At 51.3% G+C, this 19076-nt stretch carries 11 protein-coding genes, 1 rRNA gene and 3 riboswitches; all 12 genes read left to right on the top strand.

Annotation, left to right across the window (positions count from 1 at the left end; translation table 11 throughout):
• Positions 1-194: 194 nt before the first annotated feature.
• Positions 195-1523 (top strand): DUF58 domain-containing protein, encoded by a 1329-nt coding sequence (locus NST07_RS03135; protein ID WP_342481025.1) that lies wholly within the window; start codon positions 195-197, stop codon positions 1521-1523.
• Positions 1492-3873 carry a transglutaminase domain-containing protein gene (locus NST07_RS03140; protein ID WP_342481026.1) on the top strand — a complete coding sequence of 794 codons (2382 nt, stop codon included), beginning with the start codon at positions 1492-1494 and terminating at the stop codon, positions 3871-3873. Before NST07_RS03135 ends, NST07_RS03140 begins: the two co-directional genes overlap by 32 nt.
• A 218-nt stretch (positions 3874-4091) precedes the next feature.
• Positions 4092-5630 (top strand): glutamine-hydrolyzing GMP synthase, encoded by a 1539-nt coding sequence (guaA, locus tag NST07_RS03145; protein WP_341089653.1) that lies wholly within the window; start codon positions 4092-4094, stop codon positions 5628-5630.
• Between the two features lie 108 nt (positions 5631-5738).
• The gene (locus NST07_RS03150; RefSeq protein ID WP_341089654.1) at positions 5739-6065 is read left to right on the top strand and encodes a hypothetical protein; all 327 of its coding nucleotides are present in this window, start codon (positions 5739-5741) and stop codon (positions 6063-6065) included.
• A gap of 117 nt (positions 6066-6182) precedes the next feature.
• A riboswitch (purine riboswitch) is annotated at positions 6183-6282 on the top strand.
• A 128-nt stretch (positions 6283-6410) separates the two neighbouring features.
• A complete protein-coding gene (locus tag NST07_RS03155; RefSeq protein ID WP_341089655.1) occupies positions 6411-7811 on the top strand; it encodes an NCS2 family permease in 1401 nt (466 codons plus the stop codon).
• Between the two features lie 175 nt (positions 7812-7986).
• A complete protein-coding gene (locus NST07_RS03160; RefSeq protein ID WP_341377220.1) occupies positions 7987-9990 on the top strand; it encodes a glycosyltransferase family 39 protein in 2004 nt (667 codons plus the stop codon).
• Positions 9987-13811 carry a phospholipid carrier-dependent glycosyltransferase gene (locus tag NST07_RS03165; protein ID WP_342481027.1) on the top strand — a complete coding sequence of 1275 codons (3825 nt, stop codon included), beginning with the start codon at positions 9987-9989 and terminating at the stop codon, positions 13809-13811. The genes NST07_RS03160 and NST07_RS03165 overlap by 4 nt, the downstream gene beginning before the upstream one ends.
• Positions 13812-13853: 42 nt before the next feature.
• Positions 13854-14834 (top strand): glycosyltransferase family 2 protein, encoded by a 981-nt coding sequence (locus tag NST07_RS03170; protein ID WP_341089659.1) that lies wholly within the window; start codon positions 13854-13856, stop codon positions 14832-14834.
• Positions 14824-15228 carry a GtrA family protein gene (locus tag NST07_RS03175; protein ID WP_342481028.1) on the top strand — a complete coding sequence of 135 codons (405 nt, stop codon included), beginning with the start codon at positions 14824-14826 and terminating at the stop codon, positions 15226-15228. The genes NST07_RS03170 and NST07_RS03175 overlap by 11 nt, the downstream gene beginning before the upstream one ends.
• Before the next feature lie 96 nt (positions 15229-15324).
• Complete coding sequence (locus NST07_RS03180) at positions 15325-15936, top strand: class D sortase (RefSeq protein WP_342481029.1); 612 nt, start codon at positions 15325-15327, stop codon at positions 15934-15936.
• A gap of 77 nt (positions 15937-16013) precedes the next feature.
• Positions 16014-16095: riboswitch (cyclic di-GMP riboswitch) on the top strand.
• A gap of 73 nt (positions 16096-16168) precedes the next feature.
• Positions 16169-16251: riboswitch (cyclic di-GMP riboswitch) on the top strand.
• Positions 16252-16264: 13 nt separating this feature from the next.
• Positions 16265-17071, top strand: a complete 807-nt coding sequence (locus NST07_RS03185; protein WP_341377225.1) for a transglutaminase-like domain-containing protein — start codon at positions 16265-16267, stop codon at positions 17069-17071.
• Between the two features lie 361 nt (positions 17072-17432).
• Positions 17433-18988 (top strand): 16S ribosomal RNA (locus NST07_RS03190).
• The last annotated feature ends 88 nt before the right edge of the window (positions 18989-19076 follow it).

Consider the following 19076-nt stretch of genomic DNA (forward strand, 5'->3'; position numbering starts at 1 on the left):
AACTCCAAGGGTTTGGGCACTCTTTTTCGTGGGAAGAATAGACAGTAATAGGCTCCCGAAAGTACTTCCACGTTGATCGCGGCAGCAGGGCGGAGCTAGTCTATCGCCGAAGGAAGGGTGTCACCTTGTCCTCTTCATCATTAATAGAGCAAGAAAAAAATATGCAGCAGCAGAAGTCTGATTCTCCGGGAGACATGCTCCGGCCTGTCCCGCGAAACCGCAGCGTTTTAGGTGAATGGCTGCGGATGCTGGCTATAACGGCAGTCATCGGTGCTTTATATGCATGGCGCGGAGGTGCGTCTCTGCTGTTCCTCTTGTCGGCAGCCGGAATTCTTATGTTCGGCGGACTCCTGCTGCAGCTCTGCGGTCCACGGAAAGTGCAGATTGTCCGCCGTATATCCCCTTTGCGTCCGGCAGCCGGAGATACGTTGACAGTAGAAGTACAGCTTAGCTTCTCTTCACGGATTCCACTCCCGTGGATGATCATTGCCGATTACTGGGGCGGACGGCGGCATCAGGAATTACTGTTTCCCGGGTTCCGGCGCAAATTCACTTATTCTTATGAGCTGCAGGAAGTCCCCCGGGGAACTCATCGGCTTCAGAGCTGCAGCATAAGCTGGGGAGATCTGCCGGGGCTGTTCACAGGCGGAACCAAGCCGGAGTTCAAGGACAGCTTCAAAGTGCTTCCCAGACCGCTCTATGTAGGGGCAACTGTACCGGGGAGCGGCCTGCTGGCCGGAGATATGATGCTCATGGGCAGGGGAAGAGACAGCGGCAGTGAAGCGGCAGATCTCCGTGAGTATGCCCCGGGTGATCCGCTTAGCCGGATTGACTGGAAGAACAGCGCCCGCAAGGGAACGCTGCAGAGCAGGGTACCGGTGCGTGAACAGGGCAGGATGGCTTGTATCGTTCTTGCCAACAGCCCGGAAAATTATGAGATTCCCTACGGAGCACTCACTCCGCGCGGGCTGCGTGGCACAACAACTCCGGCATTCGAAAAAGCCGTATCTGCAGCAATGGGCCTGATGCTTGCAGCGGAGCGCTCCGGCACATATGTGCAGCTGTTCAGCGGCGGATGGCCGGAAGGTATAGCCAGACATGAGGGACTCGGCAAAATCCCTGCCAGAGTTCAGGATATGCTAACGGAAATTGCTCCCGACGGTACCCGAAGCCTGAGCGGCCTGCTGGAAGATGCTTCACGGAGCTGGATTCCGGGGATGACGGTAACGGTGATCACAGGAAAGCTGGAGGAGGAATCCGCGCGGACGCTTGCCCGGTTCTTGGTACAGGGCGTGCAGGTGGAGATTTATTATGTGTGGGACCAGCCTGCTCCGGTAAATCAGCAGCATTCAACGGAGATGAAAGAATGGCCGGGGAATGGCACACAGCGTAATACCGGGACGGTAAGGGGCAGTCTGGAGCGGCTTGGAGCGCGAATCTACTGTCTGGAGAATTCCTCTCTGTCATACGGGTACAAGGGGGCGGAATTCCATGAATCTCCGGGGAAACGGACAGAACGGTAGATATCGGGGGACTGCCGGAATATCGGCTGATTCTTCCAGCACCTGGAAGGACGAAGGGCCGTTCGGCAAACCGGCAGTGACGGTTAAACCGCAGGCGGTGGATGGACAAGCTGAGAACAGTTATACCGATAACAGGGAGGACATCCCCCTGCATTATCGTTTGCTGTTCTCTTTGGCCATTATGGGTTTGTTTATGGCATGGCTGCTTCCGCTGCACAGATCCACAACTTTGCCCTCTACTGCGGAGTTGCTCGAAATTCTGATGCTCTCTGCTGCGGCACTGCTGCTATGGGGCTGCTTTAGGCTCCCGGGATTGCTGCAGCTCAGTATCCGGTCTATTCTGATTGCTCTGACTTGGCTATACACCTGCGCCAGCAGTGAAGGAATAGCGCAATTTGGCCCTTATGTTGCAGGAATTCCGGAGGACGCGGTCCTGTTGTTCACGGGACAGGTTTCGCAGCTAAGTGAACACAGCCGGCTGTTGATTCTGATATTGGGCTGGGGTTTGCTGGTTTCTTCCGTGCAGCAGCTTGCGCTGTACAGAGGAAGCACGGCTCTGTTCGCAGCTGTGACTGTATGTTATCTTCTGATGCTGGATATAGGATTTGGGGTAAAGACAACCGGCGAAGTGCTGGTCTCTGCGGGACTGATTCTGTGGATGCAGGGCATGAGCGGGCTGCTGCGCCTGAAGGAGCGAACCGGCCGGGTTAGTCTTCCCTATGTCCGCTGGGGAGGTTCTGCTCTCGCAGGAGCAATGCTGCTGACGGCAGCATCCTGGATAGGCGGCCAGCTGTATGGAACGCAGCCGGCTGTACCTATTACCCTGAAGCCGGTATTTAACCAATTACAGGAATGGGCGACTGGACAAGTTCAGCGGCAGACGGAGGAGGAAATCCGGCTTGAGGCAGGAACTACAGGTTACGGTTCGGGCAAAGGTGAGCTTGGGGCAGCGCTATCCCCCAGTACAAAAGCCGTATTTACGGTCACATCCAGCCGCACGGCTTACTGGAGAGGAGAAAGCTCAGCTTATTATGATGGCCGCCGCTGGATCAGGGAAGGGACGGCATACATCCCGCTTAGTTTAACGAGCTTGCCTGCCGGGGACTTGCCGGTATTCGCTAATAACGAAGATCAGACATTGGTACAGGAAATCCAGTTTGCCGTGCCTTCCTCCGGCAACCTGCCGCTGTTCAGTGCCGGAACCGTGGTGAACGTGGAACAGGTGAGGCTGGCGGACGGCAGCCGGCTAGGCTATGTGCTGGCGAACCGGGAGAAGAATAGCTTCCGCCTGCCCGAGACGGCAAGCTCTGCGAAGATTGCCGGGTATACAGTGAGCTCTCTGTTGCCGGAGAGTGATCCGGCTGTGCTGCGCGTTCTGGGCAGCGAGGATCCAGAGTCCATTGCCGATAGTTATTTGCAGCTTCCCGCGGCAATGCCGGAGCGGGTCGCCGCATTGGCACAGCGGCTCACAGCTTCTGCCGTAAGCCGCTATGATGCCGTTGCTGCTGTACGCAATTATTTGCAGAGCGGCTACTCTTACAGCCTGCAGACTAGGATTCCGCCGGCCGGCGCCGACTTCGCCGATGATTTCATCTTCACGACGAAGCAGGGCTACTGCGTGCATTTCGCCACGGCGATGACGGTGCTGCTGCGGAGCAGCGGCATTCCGGCCCGTTATGTCCAGGGCTATGGACCGGGGACACCGGAGGCCGATTCCTCGCCGCAGCGTTATGCCGTTACCCAAGGCGATGCCCATGCCTGGGTGGAGGTCTATTTCCCCGGCGCCGGCTGGATCCCGTTTGATCCCACCCCCGGCGCTGCCCTCGCCGCAGCAGGTCCGGCGGCGGCCCCCGCTGCGGCTGCATCTGCGCCGCAGGGAACCCCCGCGTCCGCAGCTGCCGGCGCGGACATCCTGCCCGCCCTGCCGCTGGCAGGCGGGAACCCCGCGCCGCCCGCTGCTGTGGCGGCGATTGTGCTCGCCGCCGCCTGGCGCTGGCGGCGCAGCCTGGCTCTGCTGCCGGCGGCGCGCCGCGCCGGCAGCGTGAGCCGCGAGCGGCAGCTGCGCGCCGCCGCTCTGGCCTGGCACGGGCTGGCGGCGCGGTACGGCCCGCCGCTGCCCGGTGTGACGGCCAGGGAGTACGCTGCCTCCCTGAATATAGAGGACGCGGGGCTGCGCGCCGCCGTCCGGGGGTTCGTCCGCCAGTGGGAAACCCTGGCGTACAGCGGTACGGCACAGGCTCAGCGTGCCACGCCGCGTCCCGGCCCGGCGCCGCCACCGCCGGATGCAGCCGCTGCGGAGGCCGCAGGCTTTATCAGCCGCTGCCTGCTCATCATTTTTCGCCTGACCTGAGGCTTTCTGGCAGGCACCGGCTGGGCAATAAATCCTTACGGGCCGCATGGAAGCGGATACCTTGACCAAAAGATGCCATAAGTCTTTTCCGCTATCCTCAGATCGTTCAAGCGGCCGGATGAACTGCGCCAAAAGCGTAAGAGATACGTGTCCTCCTTTCCTTGACGATGAGATTTATCCATGAGTATAATGAATCCAATAATCAAGGGAGGCACGTAATGAACAAGCCAAATGAAATGATCGTCGTTCTCGATTTCGGGGGACAGTATAATCAACTTATCGCGCGCAGAATTCGGGACCTGGGGGTATACAGCGAGCTTCTGCCGTACAATACGCCAATTGAGAAGATCAAAGCACTTTCGCCGAAGGGGATCGTATTCTCCGGAGGACCAAGCAGTGTGTATGCTGAGGACGCACCACATCTGGATCCGGCTATTTATGATTTGGGACTGCCAATTTTCGGCATCTGCTACGGCATGCAGCTCATGGCTCACCAGCTCGGCGGCAAGGTGGAACGTGCAGCCAAACGCGAATACGGCAAAGCTGATGTCGATTTCGAAGCGGGAGCTGTGCTTGCAGCAGGGCTTGAGAGCAAACAGATGGTATGGATGAGCCACGGCGACCATGTAGTGGAGCTTCCGTCCGGATTTAATCTGGATGCCGGTACGGAAAGTGCGCCGATTGCCGCAATGAGCCATGCTGCCCGAAAATTCTTCGCTGTTCAGTTCCATCCGGAGGTTCGCCATTCCGTAAGCGGCAATGAGATGATTTCGAACTTCCTGTACGAGATCTGCGGCTGTGAGGGCAAATGGACGATGGAATCGTTCATTGACGATGCCATTAAGGATATCCGTGCTAAAGTCGGGGACAAGAAGGTGCTTTGCGCACTCAGCGGCGGTGTGGATTCCTCCGTTGTGGCCATGCTGATTCACCGGGCCATCGGCGATCAATTGACCTGTATGTTTATTGACCACGGCCTGCTGCGCAAAGGCGAAGCAGAGAGTGTAATGGAGACATTCGTCGGCAAGTTCGATATTCATGTCGTGAAGATCGATGCCCGCGAGCGATTCCTGGGCAAGCTGGCCGGTGTATCTGATCCCGAACAAAAACGTAAAATCATCGGCAACGAGTTTATCTATTGCTTTGACGAAGAATCGGCCAAGCTGGGTGACTTCGCATTCCTCGCCCAAGGTACACTGTACACGGATATTGTGGAGAGCGGAACAGCAACAGCACAGACTATCAAATCGCATCACAATGTCGGCGGATTGCCGGAAGACATGAAGTTCAGCCTGATCGAGCCTTTGAACACGCTGTTCAAGGATGAGGTCCGCAAACTGGGAGAAGAGCTGGGCATGCCGCGTGCCATCGTCTGGCGACAGCCATTCCCGGGTCCTGGACTTGCTATCCGCGTATTGGGCGAAGTGACCGAAGAGAAGCTGACGATTGTCCGCGACTCCGATTACATCCTGCGCGAGGAAATCATCAAGGCCGGTTTGGATCAGGAGATTTGGCAGTATTTCACTGCACTTCCTAACATGAAGAGTGTCGGGGTTATGGGAGACGAGCGCACTTATTCCTACACCGTGGGCATCCGTGCAGTAACTTCCATCGACGGTATGACCGCCGACTGGGCGCGTATCCCGTGGGATGTGCTGGAGAAGATCTCCGTGCGGATCGTCAACGAAGTGGATAACGTGAACCGCATCGTTTATGATATTACCTCGAAACCGCCTGCAACAATTGAATGGGAATAGCAATCAGTTGAATAAGAGTATATCCAGAGCCGGAACACCATTTTAACAGGGTGTTTCCGGCTTTTTTTTGTTTAATGTAAGAAAATGAATTTCGTGTCAGGTGGTAAAATGATAGCATGCAATTGCACGCAGACATTAACGAATGAATGGAGAACGGAGGCGGAGGTCAGAATAGAAGAATGCGATGGGGCAGAATACTCCGGCATTCTCGAATGTCAGGAGTGGTTTCGCGGCTGGCATGATTCAGGGAATAAGGTTCTGCAATGGGATATCCTTGAATCCTTTTTTGATGCCAAGGAGCAAACCGTAAGCAATGTTTGGCGCTTTACTTGTCTTTATGATGGCAAAACCAGCACTTTTGACGGATGCTCCATCATCTCCTGCAGTGAGCCAGAGAAATACCGCCCGTATCCTATGAGTGAGGTTCCAGATTAACCATTCCTGCAGATTTTGTCATGAAAATGTTTGATTTACGAACAATATTAAAAATATAACGCGTATTGTTCGTATTTGCCATTGACAACTTATGTGATGTACACCTAAAATGATAAAGCGTTGAGCAACATAAATATTCGTATAATTTCGGGAATCGGCCCGAAAGTCTCTACAAGGTCACCGTAATGACCTGGCTACGATTAAGAAGAGCGAGTTCCCGGACATCTTTGGCCTTTGCGCTGAAGACAGGCAGGTGAATCCTCTTTTTTCGGGCCGGTGTCTACCAAGATACCGGCTTTTCTGTTGCACGCGAGACACTCACATAGATCTTAGGGGGAGAACAATTTGAATCGCTTTTTCAAGTTGAAAGAAAACGGCACCACAGTACGCACAGAGATTATGGCCGGTCTGACCACATTCATGGCAATGGCTTACATTCTCTCGGTTAATCCCGGGACTTTGACGGCTTTTGGGCGGATTGACATGGGCTGGTATTCCGTGTTTCTGGCTACAGCGCTGGCAGCTGGTATTTTTACAATTGCCATGGGACTTTTCATTAATTTCCCGGTAGCTCTGGCGCCTGGTATGGGCCTTAATGCATATTTCGCATCCGTGGTTTTATCCTCGGCTACAACTGAACATGAATTTACCTGGCAGATGGGTCTGACTGCCGTATTCATTTCCGGTATCATCTTCATCCTGCTGACGGTAACGAGGGTGCGGCAAATATTACTCACAGCCATCCCTGACAATCTGAAGCATGCCATTACCGTGGGGATCGGGATGTTTATTACCATTATCGGATTGAAGAACAGCGGTCTTATGACTATCGGCGTTGAAGCCGGCAGCGACATTGCTGCTAACAAGTTCACTGATGTTTTGTCCTTCGAAACTGTTATTCATATGGGCAGCCTTGAAAATACCAATGTCCAGCTGGTCATCATCGGCTTGCTGCTGATTTCTATTCTGATGGTGCTGCAAGTCCGCGGCGCGATTTTGTTCGGAATTCTGGGAACTACCGTTGTCGCCATCCTCATGGGTGCAGTTGATTTCAGCTCGCTGAACAATCCACAGACGCCTTGGGTTCCTGATTTCACACAGCTGAATTTTTGGGAATTTGACTGGGAAGGCATTATGCACACCGGTATTGTTTCCGCCATTGCCACCTTTACGTTCGTAGAATTGTTTGATACCTTTGGCACGCTTGTCGGTACTGCTGAACGTGCAGGAATTATGAAGGACAAGGAAGATGGCAAGAGACGTGTCGGCAATGCGATGTTTGTTGATGCGGTTGCTGTTGCCGGTGGTGCGATGCTGGGTACTTCCACAACTACTGCTTATGTAGAAAGTGCTGCCGGGGTTGCTGAAGGCGGCCGGACAGGTCTGACTGCTGTAACAACCGGTGTTTGCTTCTTGCTTGCTCTGTTCCTTGCTCCGGTGGTTGCGCTAATTCCTGGTTCCGCTACGGCAGCGGCATTGATTGTGGTCGGCGTGCTTATGGCGCAATCGATTCGCGAGATCGACTTTCAGGATATGGTTTATGCTATTCCAGCCTTCCTGACTTTCGTCATCATGCCATTCACTTACAACATTGCCAACGGCATTTCGTTCGGGATTGTTACCTATGTAATCTTGGCTTGTGTAGCCAATCTGGCCGGCAAGAAAAAATACGATATCCACTGGATGATGTGGGTGCTTGCCGTTCTAATTGTGCTGCGCTACGTGTTGATCGGCAGCCAAGGCTAAGTTTACTTTTAATATAAACCCGAATATTACGGCTCCTTCAGTGATGAAGGGGCCGTTTTGCTATAGCAGAACAAGAATCAATGCACCTGTATCTTACAGTTTCGGCCAGGGACATCAACCGGTCCCGGTCTTTTCTTCAACCGGCATTTAGATTATATTGTTGAAGAGGTGATTAATGTTGTCCGGCATTGTTAATAGAGCGTACAGCTCCTGGAGGAACAACCCTTGGCCATTGCTGATCTTCCTGCTGGGGGCCATCGTGCGGGTGATATACATAGGGAGTATCCCTCCGGGACTTAACCAGGATGAAGCATCCATAGGCTATGATGCTTATGCTATCCTCCATTATGGGATAGACCGGAACGGCGTTCATCTGCCCATTCATCTCATTTCCTGGGGCAGCGGGCAAAATGCACTTTATGCCTATTTATCGCTGCCTTTTCTCCTGCTGTTCGGTCTGACACCACTGTCTGTGCGGGCGGTAAGTATCGTGATGGGGCTGCTGGGCATGCTATTTTTCTATTTAATTATGAGGCAGCTGTTCCCATCAAAAGTGGCGGGTCTTGCCGCCATGTCTTTTATCGCGATTAATCCTTGGCATATTATGATGTCGAGATGGGCACTGGAGTCCAACCTGCTGCCTACCCTGGTATGTATTGCGGTATATTTTGGGCTGAAATCCTTCCGCAGCGCCAAATGGACTTACGGTTTTACAATCATGCTTGCCCTGTCGCTTTATGCATACGGAACAGCCTACTTTTTTGTACCTTTATTTGCCTTAGGCACCGCACTTCTTCTATTGTATAGTAGAGCGCTAAAATTACGGACATTATTGTGGAACGGGGCACTATTTATCCTGCTGGCCCTTCCCATATTTTTATTTGTAGTTATCAACCGCTATGAACAGCAGGGGATAGCGACTCCATTCTTTTCTATTCCCAAATTAACTATGCCGCGTGTAGAAGAGGTCTCTTCCGTATTCAGCGGACAGCTGCTGCAGACCGCTGCAGACAATTTTAGTGCTTTTGGCAAAATACTACTCAGCGGAAGCGACGGCCTGCCGTGGAATTCAATCTCACCGTATGGCTATGCTTACCCGATCGCTTTGCCTTTTGCTATAGCTGGCCTTCTTGTGATGATTCATGCGCTGCGGACACGCGGCCGCGAGGGTATCCCGCATGCGGTTGTGCTGCTGTGGCTCTCCCTTGCCGTACTCATGAGCTTTATCACGACTGTGAATATCAACCGGATCAACATTATCTTTTATCCGTTGATCCTGCTGGTTGCAGCTGGTTTTACATGGCTATACCAAAAAATAAAAATTGCAGGTATCCTGTCTGCTCTTACTTTCACCATTTTGTTCGGGTCATTCACGAATGCATATTTCCGTGATTTCCCCGGGCGTATCGGTCCGGCGTTTTATGATTCGCTGGGTGAGGCGATACAATATGCATCTGAACACAGTACAGAAGACGTCTACATTACGGACGAAATCAATATGCCTTATATCTTTGTGCTGTTTTACGAAAGAATCAATCCGCATGATTTTCTGGAATCTGTTGTCTATGCCAATCCGGGGGCGGCGTTTCAGCAGGTATCTGCTTTTGGCAGATACAGGTTCGGCAAACCGGATGTTGTGACTGGGAATTCGGCATACCTCTTCAGGAATGGAACCCCCCTCCCTGAAGCCGTGGCAGGAGAGGGGACGGTCAAGCATTTTGCTAATTATAGTGTTCTTCTTGTTAAAGAGTATGCAGACGGGGGAACGCCCCTGGACACAACAGCGGATAAGGAGTTTTCAAACGGTGGTTTTGAAGAGGGGGCCGCAGGCTGGAGTTTTTCAGAGGGAACGGGGGTTGCCAGCAATAACCCGGGTGCCGGAACTTATCTTGCCTATCTTGATGCCGGTGGTGACAAAAGTGTCGTGCAGGCTTTTGCAGCACCAACAGAGCCGGGGGAATACAAGCTGGCAGCCATGGTCAGTGCCGGCGGCGAGGGTGGAAGGATCGGCTTGCGGGTGAACGGTATCGTGCAGGCTGAAGCAGAGCTGACCAAGGGAGATGAATACCATCAGATTACACTGCCGCCTGTTGCTCTAAATCAGGGAGATCGGGCAGAGATTTTCATAACCGGCGGGAACGGCTGGATTAACATTGACGAGGTGAGGTTGGAACGATGATCAAAAATACACGCGCGGCTGCTATCATTGTTTTGATGCTGTTATTGTTTGTGCTTCCGGCAACAAGCATCTATGCAGAAGGAAACTTATTGCAGAATCCAGGCTTTGAAGATGGGGAGGAGGGTGCACCCTCCAGCTGGACCAAGGATGCATGGATATCCGGAGACGGCTCCGGCGTATTGTCGGTCCAGTCTGAGGAGGTTCATTCCGGCAGTAAAGCCGCAGTCATTGAGAATCTTGAACCGAACCATCTGAAATGGGTGCAGAACATAAGCGTTGCTCCAGACAGCTATTACAAGATCTCGGGGTTTGTCAAAATCGCCAGCGCCGCAGGCCAGGGGCTGGGGGCTAATATATTCCCGGTCGGCATCGGCAGCGGGTATCCTGCTACAACGGATACTGCCGGAGACTGGCAGTATCTTGAGTTTATCGGTCAGACCGGGAAAGAGCAGACCGAACTTGGTATAGGTGCAGCCCTTGGCGGATACGCCAATTTGATTCAGGGCAAAGCTTATTTTGATGATTTGGCTGTAGAACAGCTGGATGCCGCCCCCGAGGGAACTGGCGTCATTTCGCTGGATAGCGGCGCCGCCGCCCAGGGAGGTGACAATCCGGCAGAGGAAACACCGCATAAGGTATCACCAGCCAAGCTGCTGCTGATCTCGGCGTTATTCAGTGTGTTCTTCGCTTTTCTATATAATAGAGCCTTCAGGAGCGACAGATTGCTGAAGCAGCCGGATGTGATTTATACAAGATGGCTTTATCTCATCGTTGGAGCTGCTTTAATCCTGCGGGTCTGGATTGGCCTGACTGCGCAGGGCTATCAGAATGACATGAATACCTTTATAGCCTGGGGTCAGCGCATGGTGGATTTGGGTCCGGGCAAGTTCTATGAGGAGGGGTATTTTGCAGACTATCCTCCAGGGTATTTATATATATTGTACCTGTTGGCCTCGATCCGCGGTTTATTCGGCTTGGCGCATGGCTCAGGCGGGGAAACGCTGCTCTTTAAACTGCCGGCGGTCCTTTCCGATCTGGTGCTGGGGTATTTGATTTACAAAGGCGGCCGCAAAAAGCTCGGATCAGGCATGGCAATCGGCTTAACGCTGCTCTTCCTGTTTAATCCGGCGGTGCTGATGGATTCTGCTGCCTGGGGACAGGCAGATTCGTTCTTTTTAGTGTTCCTGCTGCTTAGCATTGCCGGGGCCTCCGATAAGGCCTTTGTGCGTGCAGCGATATTTTTTGCCTTGGCCACGCTGATCAAACCGCAGGCACTTATCTTCACACCAGTCCTGCTGTTTGCCTTCTATCATCACCGGGCCTGGAAGCAGCTTGCGGTGGGGGCTCTTTACGGACTTGGGATCTTTGCCTTGCTGGCGGCACCATTCTTCTGGAATAACGGCGGGTTAGATGCGCTTATTGATCTGTATAAGAGCACGCTGTCTTCCTATCCGTACTCTACGGTTAATGCGTTTAATCTCTATGCACTGACTGACCCGATGTGGTCCCCGCTCGATTTTACATGGCTTGGGATTACATACCGAGTCTGGGGTTATGTCTGCATCCTGGCAGCGGTAGCCGTGGCGGCTTATTATTCCTTCAAGCGGGACCGCAAGGAGCTGTCCAAATCTTTCTTCATCGGCATGGTGCTGATTGTCATTATGTTTGTACTCGGAACCAAAATGCATGAGCGTTACATGTATCCGGTTCTTATTCTCTCGCTGTTCGCTTATATTGAAAGCCGGGACCGCCGTTTTCTGACGTTGTTTCTCGGATTTTCGCTGACGCAATACATTAATGTAGGCTACACGCTTGCCCATCTGAACGCCGGAAATAATCCGCCTTCGGACGGAATAGTTCTGGTTACGTCGATTGCCAATCTCGCTTTGTTGTTATATATGCTGTACATTGGGTATTCGGTGTATATCCGTAACGAAACGAAGCTGCTTCCGCTGCCTTCTGCCCCTGCAGAGAAGTATGAAGCTGATATGAAACTCGCCGGGGAGCTTCGTCCGCTTCCGCAGCCGGGTAAGAAATCCAGGTTCAGACTGCAGCGTAAAGACTGGATCTGGATGCTGGCTATTACTGCCATCTACGCAGCCCTGGCTCTTTACCACTTGGGCTCATCAAAAGCTCCCGAAACCTTATGGGAACCAGCTGCCAGCGGCGAAAGCTATTATGTCGACCTGGGCCAGAGCCGCCAGTTGGAGCGTGTCAACGTATTTGGAGGTGTCGGGACCGGTAAATTCAAACTCGAATTCAGCCAGACGCCGGATGCCTGGAGCAGTCCGCTCGATGTGAATGAGGATGTCGGCAATGTATTCATCTGGAAAAGCCAGCCGCTGAACGTTGCGGCAAGATACGTGAAACTTACAGTGACTTCACCGGGTTTTACTTTAAATGAAATGGCCTTCTACGAGCAGGGGGGCGGAAAAACTCCGCTTCCGGTTACAAGTGTCACCCCGGATGCCGGTGCAGCGCCAAAAAGAGGCGTCCCCTCCAACCTGTTTGACGAACAGTCAATCATACCTGAAAATACCGGTTTCATGAACAGCACCTATTTTGATGAGATTTACCATGCACGGACAGCTTATGAATACACGCATGGCATCGTCCCTTATGAGAATACCCACCCGCCGCTCGGCAAGCTTCTGATTGCTATCGGCATGGAGGTATTCGGTGTTAATCCGTTCGGCTGGCGGATTATCGGTACCTTGTTCGGAATCGCTATGTTGCCGCTAATCTATATCATGGCGCTGCGTTTGTTCAAAAAGAGCATTTACGCCGCCCTTGCCGCGGGACTGTTCGCACTGGATTTCATGCATTTCACGCAGACGCGGATTTCTACAATTGATGTATACGGCGTATTCTTCATCATGTTAATGTTCTATTTCATGCAGCGGTATTTCATGATGAATTTCTACCGTGTTCCGCTGCGCAAGACACTCGTCCCGCTGTTCTGGTCCGGATTGTTCTTCGGCATCGGCGTCGCCTCCAAATGGATTGTGCTCTATGGAGGAGCCGGGCTGGCCATTATGCTGGCGCTTGCCTTATTTGAACGCTATAGGGAACATAAGGCCGCTGGGCGTGTGCTGGCAGAAGGCAAATTAAGTGACCAGGAGCTCAAGGACGCCTGCCGGACGGCAGATAGTTCCTTCTGGAAGAACACCATCGTTACGCTGGCCAGCTGTGTTGTATTCTTTGTAGTTATTCCTGCCGTGATCTATAGCCTGTCCTTTATCCCTGTGCTGTCCGTAACAGCCGACGGGTTTACTGTAAAAGGCTTGATCGATGCGCAAAAGAATATGTATAACTACCACAGCCAGCTTGTCGCCACGCATCCGTTTGCTTCCTCCTGGTGGGAATGGCCGTTTATGAAAAGGCCGGTATGGTTCTTCAGCGGCGGCGAAGGATTGCCGGAAGGCAAGGTAAGCAGCATAGTCACCATAGGCAATCCGCTAATCTGGTGGACCGGGATCTTCGCGATGCTGGCTACGGTATGGCTTACCATAAAACGGAAAGACAAAAGCATGTATATGATCTGGATCGGCTTTTTCTCGCAGTATGTCCCTTGGATGCTTGTACCGCGTGAGACGTTCCTATACCATTATTTTGCGATGGTACCGTTCATGATTCTTGCTATTGTATATATCATGAAGCTGCTGGACAGCAAATATCGGGAAGCTAGGTACATCCGGTATGCATACGTGGCTGTCGCTGCCCTGCTTTTTGTACTGTTCTATCCGGTATTGTCGGGAATGGTGGTTGACAAAGAATATGTGACGGATGTGCTGCGCTGGTTCCCTTCCTGGGTATTCTAGGAAGGGAGGCGTAATGCTACAAAACTTTTAGGAGGAACAAAGGTGAAAGCCAGATACAGTGTAATTGTCCCCATGTACAATGAGGAAGAAGTTATTCAATATACGTATGAGCGGCTTAAGAAAGTCATGGACGAATGCGGTGATACCTATGAACTGATCTTCGTCAATGACGGGAGCCGTGATCGCACAGCTGAGATCATGAGTGGAATCAGCAGCAGCGACGAGCATGTTAAGCTGATAGACTTCTCCCGTAACTTCGGTCATCAGGTCGCGATTACGGCCGGAATGGACTATGCGCAAGGCCAGGCTGTCGTGGTGATTGACGCGGATCTTCAAGATCCGCCCGAGGTCATTTTGCAGATGATTGCCAAGTGGAAAGAGGGCTATGAGGTAGTTTACGCCAAACGGCTGAAACGGCATGGGGAGACTATTTTCAAAAAAGTGACCGCCAAGCTCTTTTACCGCCTGCTCAGCAGCATGACCAGTGTGGAGATTCCAACCGATACAGGCGACTTCCGGCTCATCGACCGTAAAGTATGCGATGTGCTGCGCGGTCTCAAAGAGAAAAACCGCTATGTCAGAGGTTTGGTAAGCTGGGTCGGCTTCCGGCAGACGATGGTGGAATATGTGCGGGAGGAACGTTTTGCAGGTGAAACCAAATACCCGCTGAAGAAAATGATCCGGTTTGCGGTTGACGGCATCACCTCATTTTCACATAAGCCGCTGAAGATAGCCTCATATATAGGCTTCTTTCTCTCCTTCTCCAGTTTTGTGTATCTGTTCTTTGTATTGTTCCAGAGAATCTTTTTCACCTCATGGACGGTTCCGGGCTGGGCTTCCATCGTCGGCGTCAATTTGTTGTTTAACGGCATCGTGCTGATGCTGCTTGGCGTAATAGGTGAATATATTGGACGGATATATGATGAATCCAAGGATAGACCGCTGTATATCGTGCGTGAGACCAAGGGTTACCGGGGTAGAGAGCATGAGGAGCGGCAAGAGGACAATGATTATGGCAGATAGGAAGCTGAATGCGGGATTTGTCCAGTTTTTAAAATTCAATGCTGTAGGCTTACTGAATACGCTGATTGATTTCGCCGTATTTACCTTGCTGCATTCTCTGGGTATGATGAATACCCCGGCACAGATTATTTCTTATAGCGCAGGGACAGCGAACAGTTTCTTTTGGAACAAGAAGGTGACCTTTAAGGATAAGAGTCAGACTAGCAAGGACAGTTTTGACCGTATGCAATTAGTCCGATTCATCATACTGAACCTGGTTGTATTGGGGATATCAGTGCTGCTGATGCATCTGCTAACGGACAAATTTGAAGTTCAGGTGCTGATTTCCAAAGTACTGGTTACGTTTGTTACCGTCATCATCAATTTCTTTGGCAGCCGTAAATGGGTATTTTAAGTAAGATGTTGGGCCGTGGAGTTTCTTTATCTTAAAGATCGGGGGGATTTGATGCGTAAGTTTTCCTATTTGATTATCATTGCAGGAGTTCTAGTTATGCTGTATCCAAAAGCGAGCGAATGGTATAACGACCGGCAGCAAGAAAAGCTGCTGAAGGAGGCTGAACAGGCTTATAGTGAGCTAGCCCCTTCGTCAGAGCCCGATCTGAAAAAGCATTACGCCGAGGTCACTGCACTGCTGGCAGAAGAATCAGCTGGAGATGAACAGGCGCAGGCTAACGAACCGGCAGAGCAGGAAATAGAGGTCGGCGGTAAAGTGACCGGAATTATCACAATCGACAAAATCGATTTGAAATTGCCCATATTGGAAGGGGCGACCAAGGCCAACATGAAGCATGCCGCAGCCCATATGAAGGAAACCGCTCCAATCGGTGAAATAGGCAATGCTGCCATAGCTGCACACAGATCCAGAACTGCAGGGAGATTATTCAACAGACTGAACGAAGTAAAGGTCGGAGATACCATTTCCGTCAAGACAAGCGATCAGGAGTATGAATATGAGGTTTATGATATCTCGATTGTTGAGCCTACGGATGTGTCTGTACTGAACGGGAATAAACAAGATAAAATCCTTACCCTCATTACATGTGATCCTTTGGTAAATCCGACCCATCGGTTGATTATCCATGCGAAAATTATAAAAATTTAAATGAATGAAGTAGAAATCTAGTGATTTAGGTCTTGTAACTAGGCATTAATATGATACTATATAACTATAAAAGCTAAACACGATAACGGCAAACCTATCGAAAGGTAGGGACGCAAAGCTAAAGGGCCTTCCCTGTAAGGATGGCAGCCAGCTACCGAATGAAGAGGCTTTTTTTGTTTGTTCTTAAGATGAATCTAGTATATTCCAATAGTAGTAGGAACAGATAAAGCTTAAACGATAACGGCAAACCTATCGAAAGGTAGGGACGCAAAGCTAAAGGGCCTTCCCGGGTATGGATGGCAGCCAGCTACCGAAAGGGGTTTTATCCATGAAGAAGTTCTATTATATGTTCTTGACCTTGTTCGTCCTGGTTACTTCAGTTCAAGTAAGCACAGCTAATGCTTCCGGCGTAGAGTCGGGCTGGTTAAATACATCGCAATTGAGCCAAGGGGTTGTCCAAGTTTCCTATGATGTTCCCAAAGACAAACGTATCAAGCTCATGATTACCAAAGACAATAAGAGCTACTCTTATAACTTATATGCCTCCAAATCTACAGAAACGTTTCCACTGCAGCAGGGGAATGGCGCTTATAAAGTGTCAGTCTTAGAGAACACCAGCGGCAACAAATATAAAGTGCTTTCTTCCGAAACCGTAGACCTGAGCATGAGTAACACCAACGCCGTATATTTGAGTTCCGTACAGAATGTGAAATGGAATTCTTCCGATAAAGCAGTACTGAAAGCCAAGCAGCTCACGCAAGGGCTGACCACTGATGAAGCAAAGGTACAAGCTATCTATAATTACATCGTGGCGAATGTAAAGTACGACTACACCTTAGCAGCTAATGTTACGCAGGATTATATCCCGAACAACGATAACACACTTGCTAGTAAGAAAGGGATTTGCTACGATTATGCATCTTTGTTCGCCACCATGCTCCGCAGTGAAGGGATTCCGACGAAGCTGGTAATGGGCAATACGAGTTATGTATCTGTATACCATGCCTGGAATGAAGTATTGCTTAACGGCAAATGGGTAACGATCGATACGACAGTGGACGCCGGTTTGGGTAAGAACAAAGAAACAGGCTTCACCAAAGCGTCGAGCAAATATACAGCAGCTAAGATCTACTAATCCTGTAGAATGATGATTACCCTAAGATAACCCGCTTAATATTTAAGCCGGTTATCTTTTTTTGTTTAAGGGGTTGCTTTTTTATATTGATGTGGGGTATTATAGGTAAGCGTTGTTAGAGCGCACCCAAGTAAATAAGAAGTGGCTGAAAAGTTGTTTCAAAAAAAGCTTGCGTTTCTAAATCAAACATGATATATTATAAGAGTTGCTGGTGACGAGATAATCGGCACTGACAACGAGCTTGATCTTTGAAAACTGAACAACGAGTGAGTATGGAAATCACGCAAGTGAGATCCAAAAATTAGAGAATGTAAATTCTCGTCAGATGTTTCAAATTGAGCAATCGCTCTTTCTAAATACCAATTTGGAGAGTTTGATCCTGGCTCAGGACGAACGCTGGCGGCGTGCCTAATACATGCAAGTCGAGCGGAGTTATGAAGGAGCTTGCTCCGGAATAACTTAGCGGCGGACGGGTGAGTAACACGTAGGCAACCTACCTCTTTGACTGGGATAACTACCGGAAACGGTAGCTAATACCGGATAATTCCTTTGTTCACATGGACGAAGGATGAAAGGCGGAGCAATCTGCTACAAGGAGATGGGCCTGCGGCGCATTAGCTAGTTGGTGGGGTAACGGCTCACCAAGGCGACGATGCGTAGCCGACCTGAGAGGGTGAACGGCCACACTGGGACTGAGACACGGCCCAGACTCCTACGGGAGGCAGCAGTAGGGAATCTTCCGCAATGGGCGAAAGCCTGACGGAGCAACGCCGCGTGAGTGATGAAGGTTTTCGGATCGTAAAGCTCTGTTGCCAGGGAAGAACGTCCGGTAGAGTAACTGCTACCGGAGTGACGGTACCTGAGAAGAAAGCCCCGGCTAACTACGTGCCAGCAGCCGCGGTAATACGTAGGGGGCAAGCGTTGTCCGGAATTATTGGGCGTAAAGCGCGCGCAGGCGGCTATTTAAGTCTGGTGTTTAAACCTTGGGCTCAACCTGAGGTCGCACTGGAAACTGGGTGGCTTGAGTACAGAAGAGGAAAGTGGAATTCCACGTGTAGCGGTGAAATGCGTAGATATGTGGAGGAACACCAGTGGCGAAGGCGACTTTCTGGGCTGTAACTGACGCTGAGGCGCGAAAGCGTGGGGAGCAAACAGGATTAGATACCCTGGTAGTCCACGCCGTAAACGATGAGTGCTAGGTGTTAGGGGTTTCGATACCCTTGGTGCCGAAGTTAACACAGTAAGCACTCCGCCTGGGGAGTACGGTCGCAAGACTGAAACTCAAAGGAATTGACGGGGACCCGCACAAGCAGTGGAGTATGTGGTTTAATTCGAAGCAACGCGAAGAACCTTACCAGGTCTTGACATCCCTCTGAATCCACTAGAGATAGTGGCGGCCTTCGGGACAGAGGAGACAGGTGGTGCATGGTTGTCGTCAGCTCGTGTCGTGAGATGTTGGGTTAAGTCCCGCAACGAGCGCAACCCTTGACTTTAGTTGCCAGCAGGTAAGGCTGGGCACTCTAGAGTGACTGCCGGTGACAAACCGGAGGAAGGTGGGGATGACGTCAAATCATCATGCCCCTTATGACCTGGGCTACACACGTACTACAATGGCCGGTACAACGGGAAGCGAAGCCGCGAGGTGGAGCCAATCCCAGCAAAGCCGGTCTCAGTTCGGATTGCAGGCTGCAACTCGCCTGCATGAAGTCGGAATTGCTAGTAATCGCGGATCAGCATGCCGCGGTGAATACGTTCCCGGGTCTTGTACACACCGCCCGTCACACCACGAGAGTTTACAACACCCGAAGTCGGTGGGGTAACCCGCAAGGGAGCCAGCCGCCGAAGGTGGGGTAGATGATTGGGGTGAAGTCGTAACAAGGTAGCCGTATCGGAAGGTGCGGCTGGATCACCTCCTTTCTATGGAGAATCGTTTCCTGCAATGGAAACATTCAAATCGGAAGCTTAGCTTCCAAAACTCAGGTTTAGGCCTGTTACTCACTCGTTG

The organism is Paenibacillus sp. FSL L8-0340, assembly GCF_038593145.1.
Taxonomy (GTDB): domain Bacteria; phylum Bacillota; class Bacilli; order Paenibacillales; family Paenibacillaceae; genus Paenibacillus_AQ.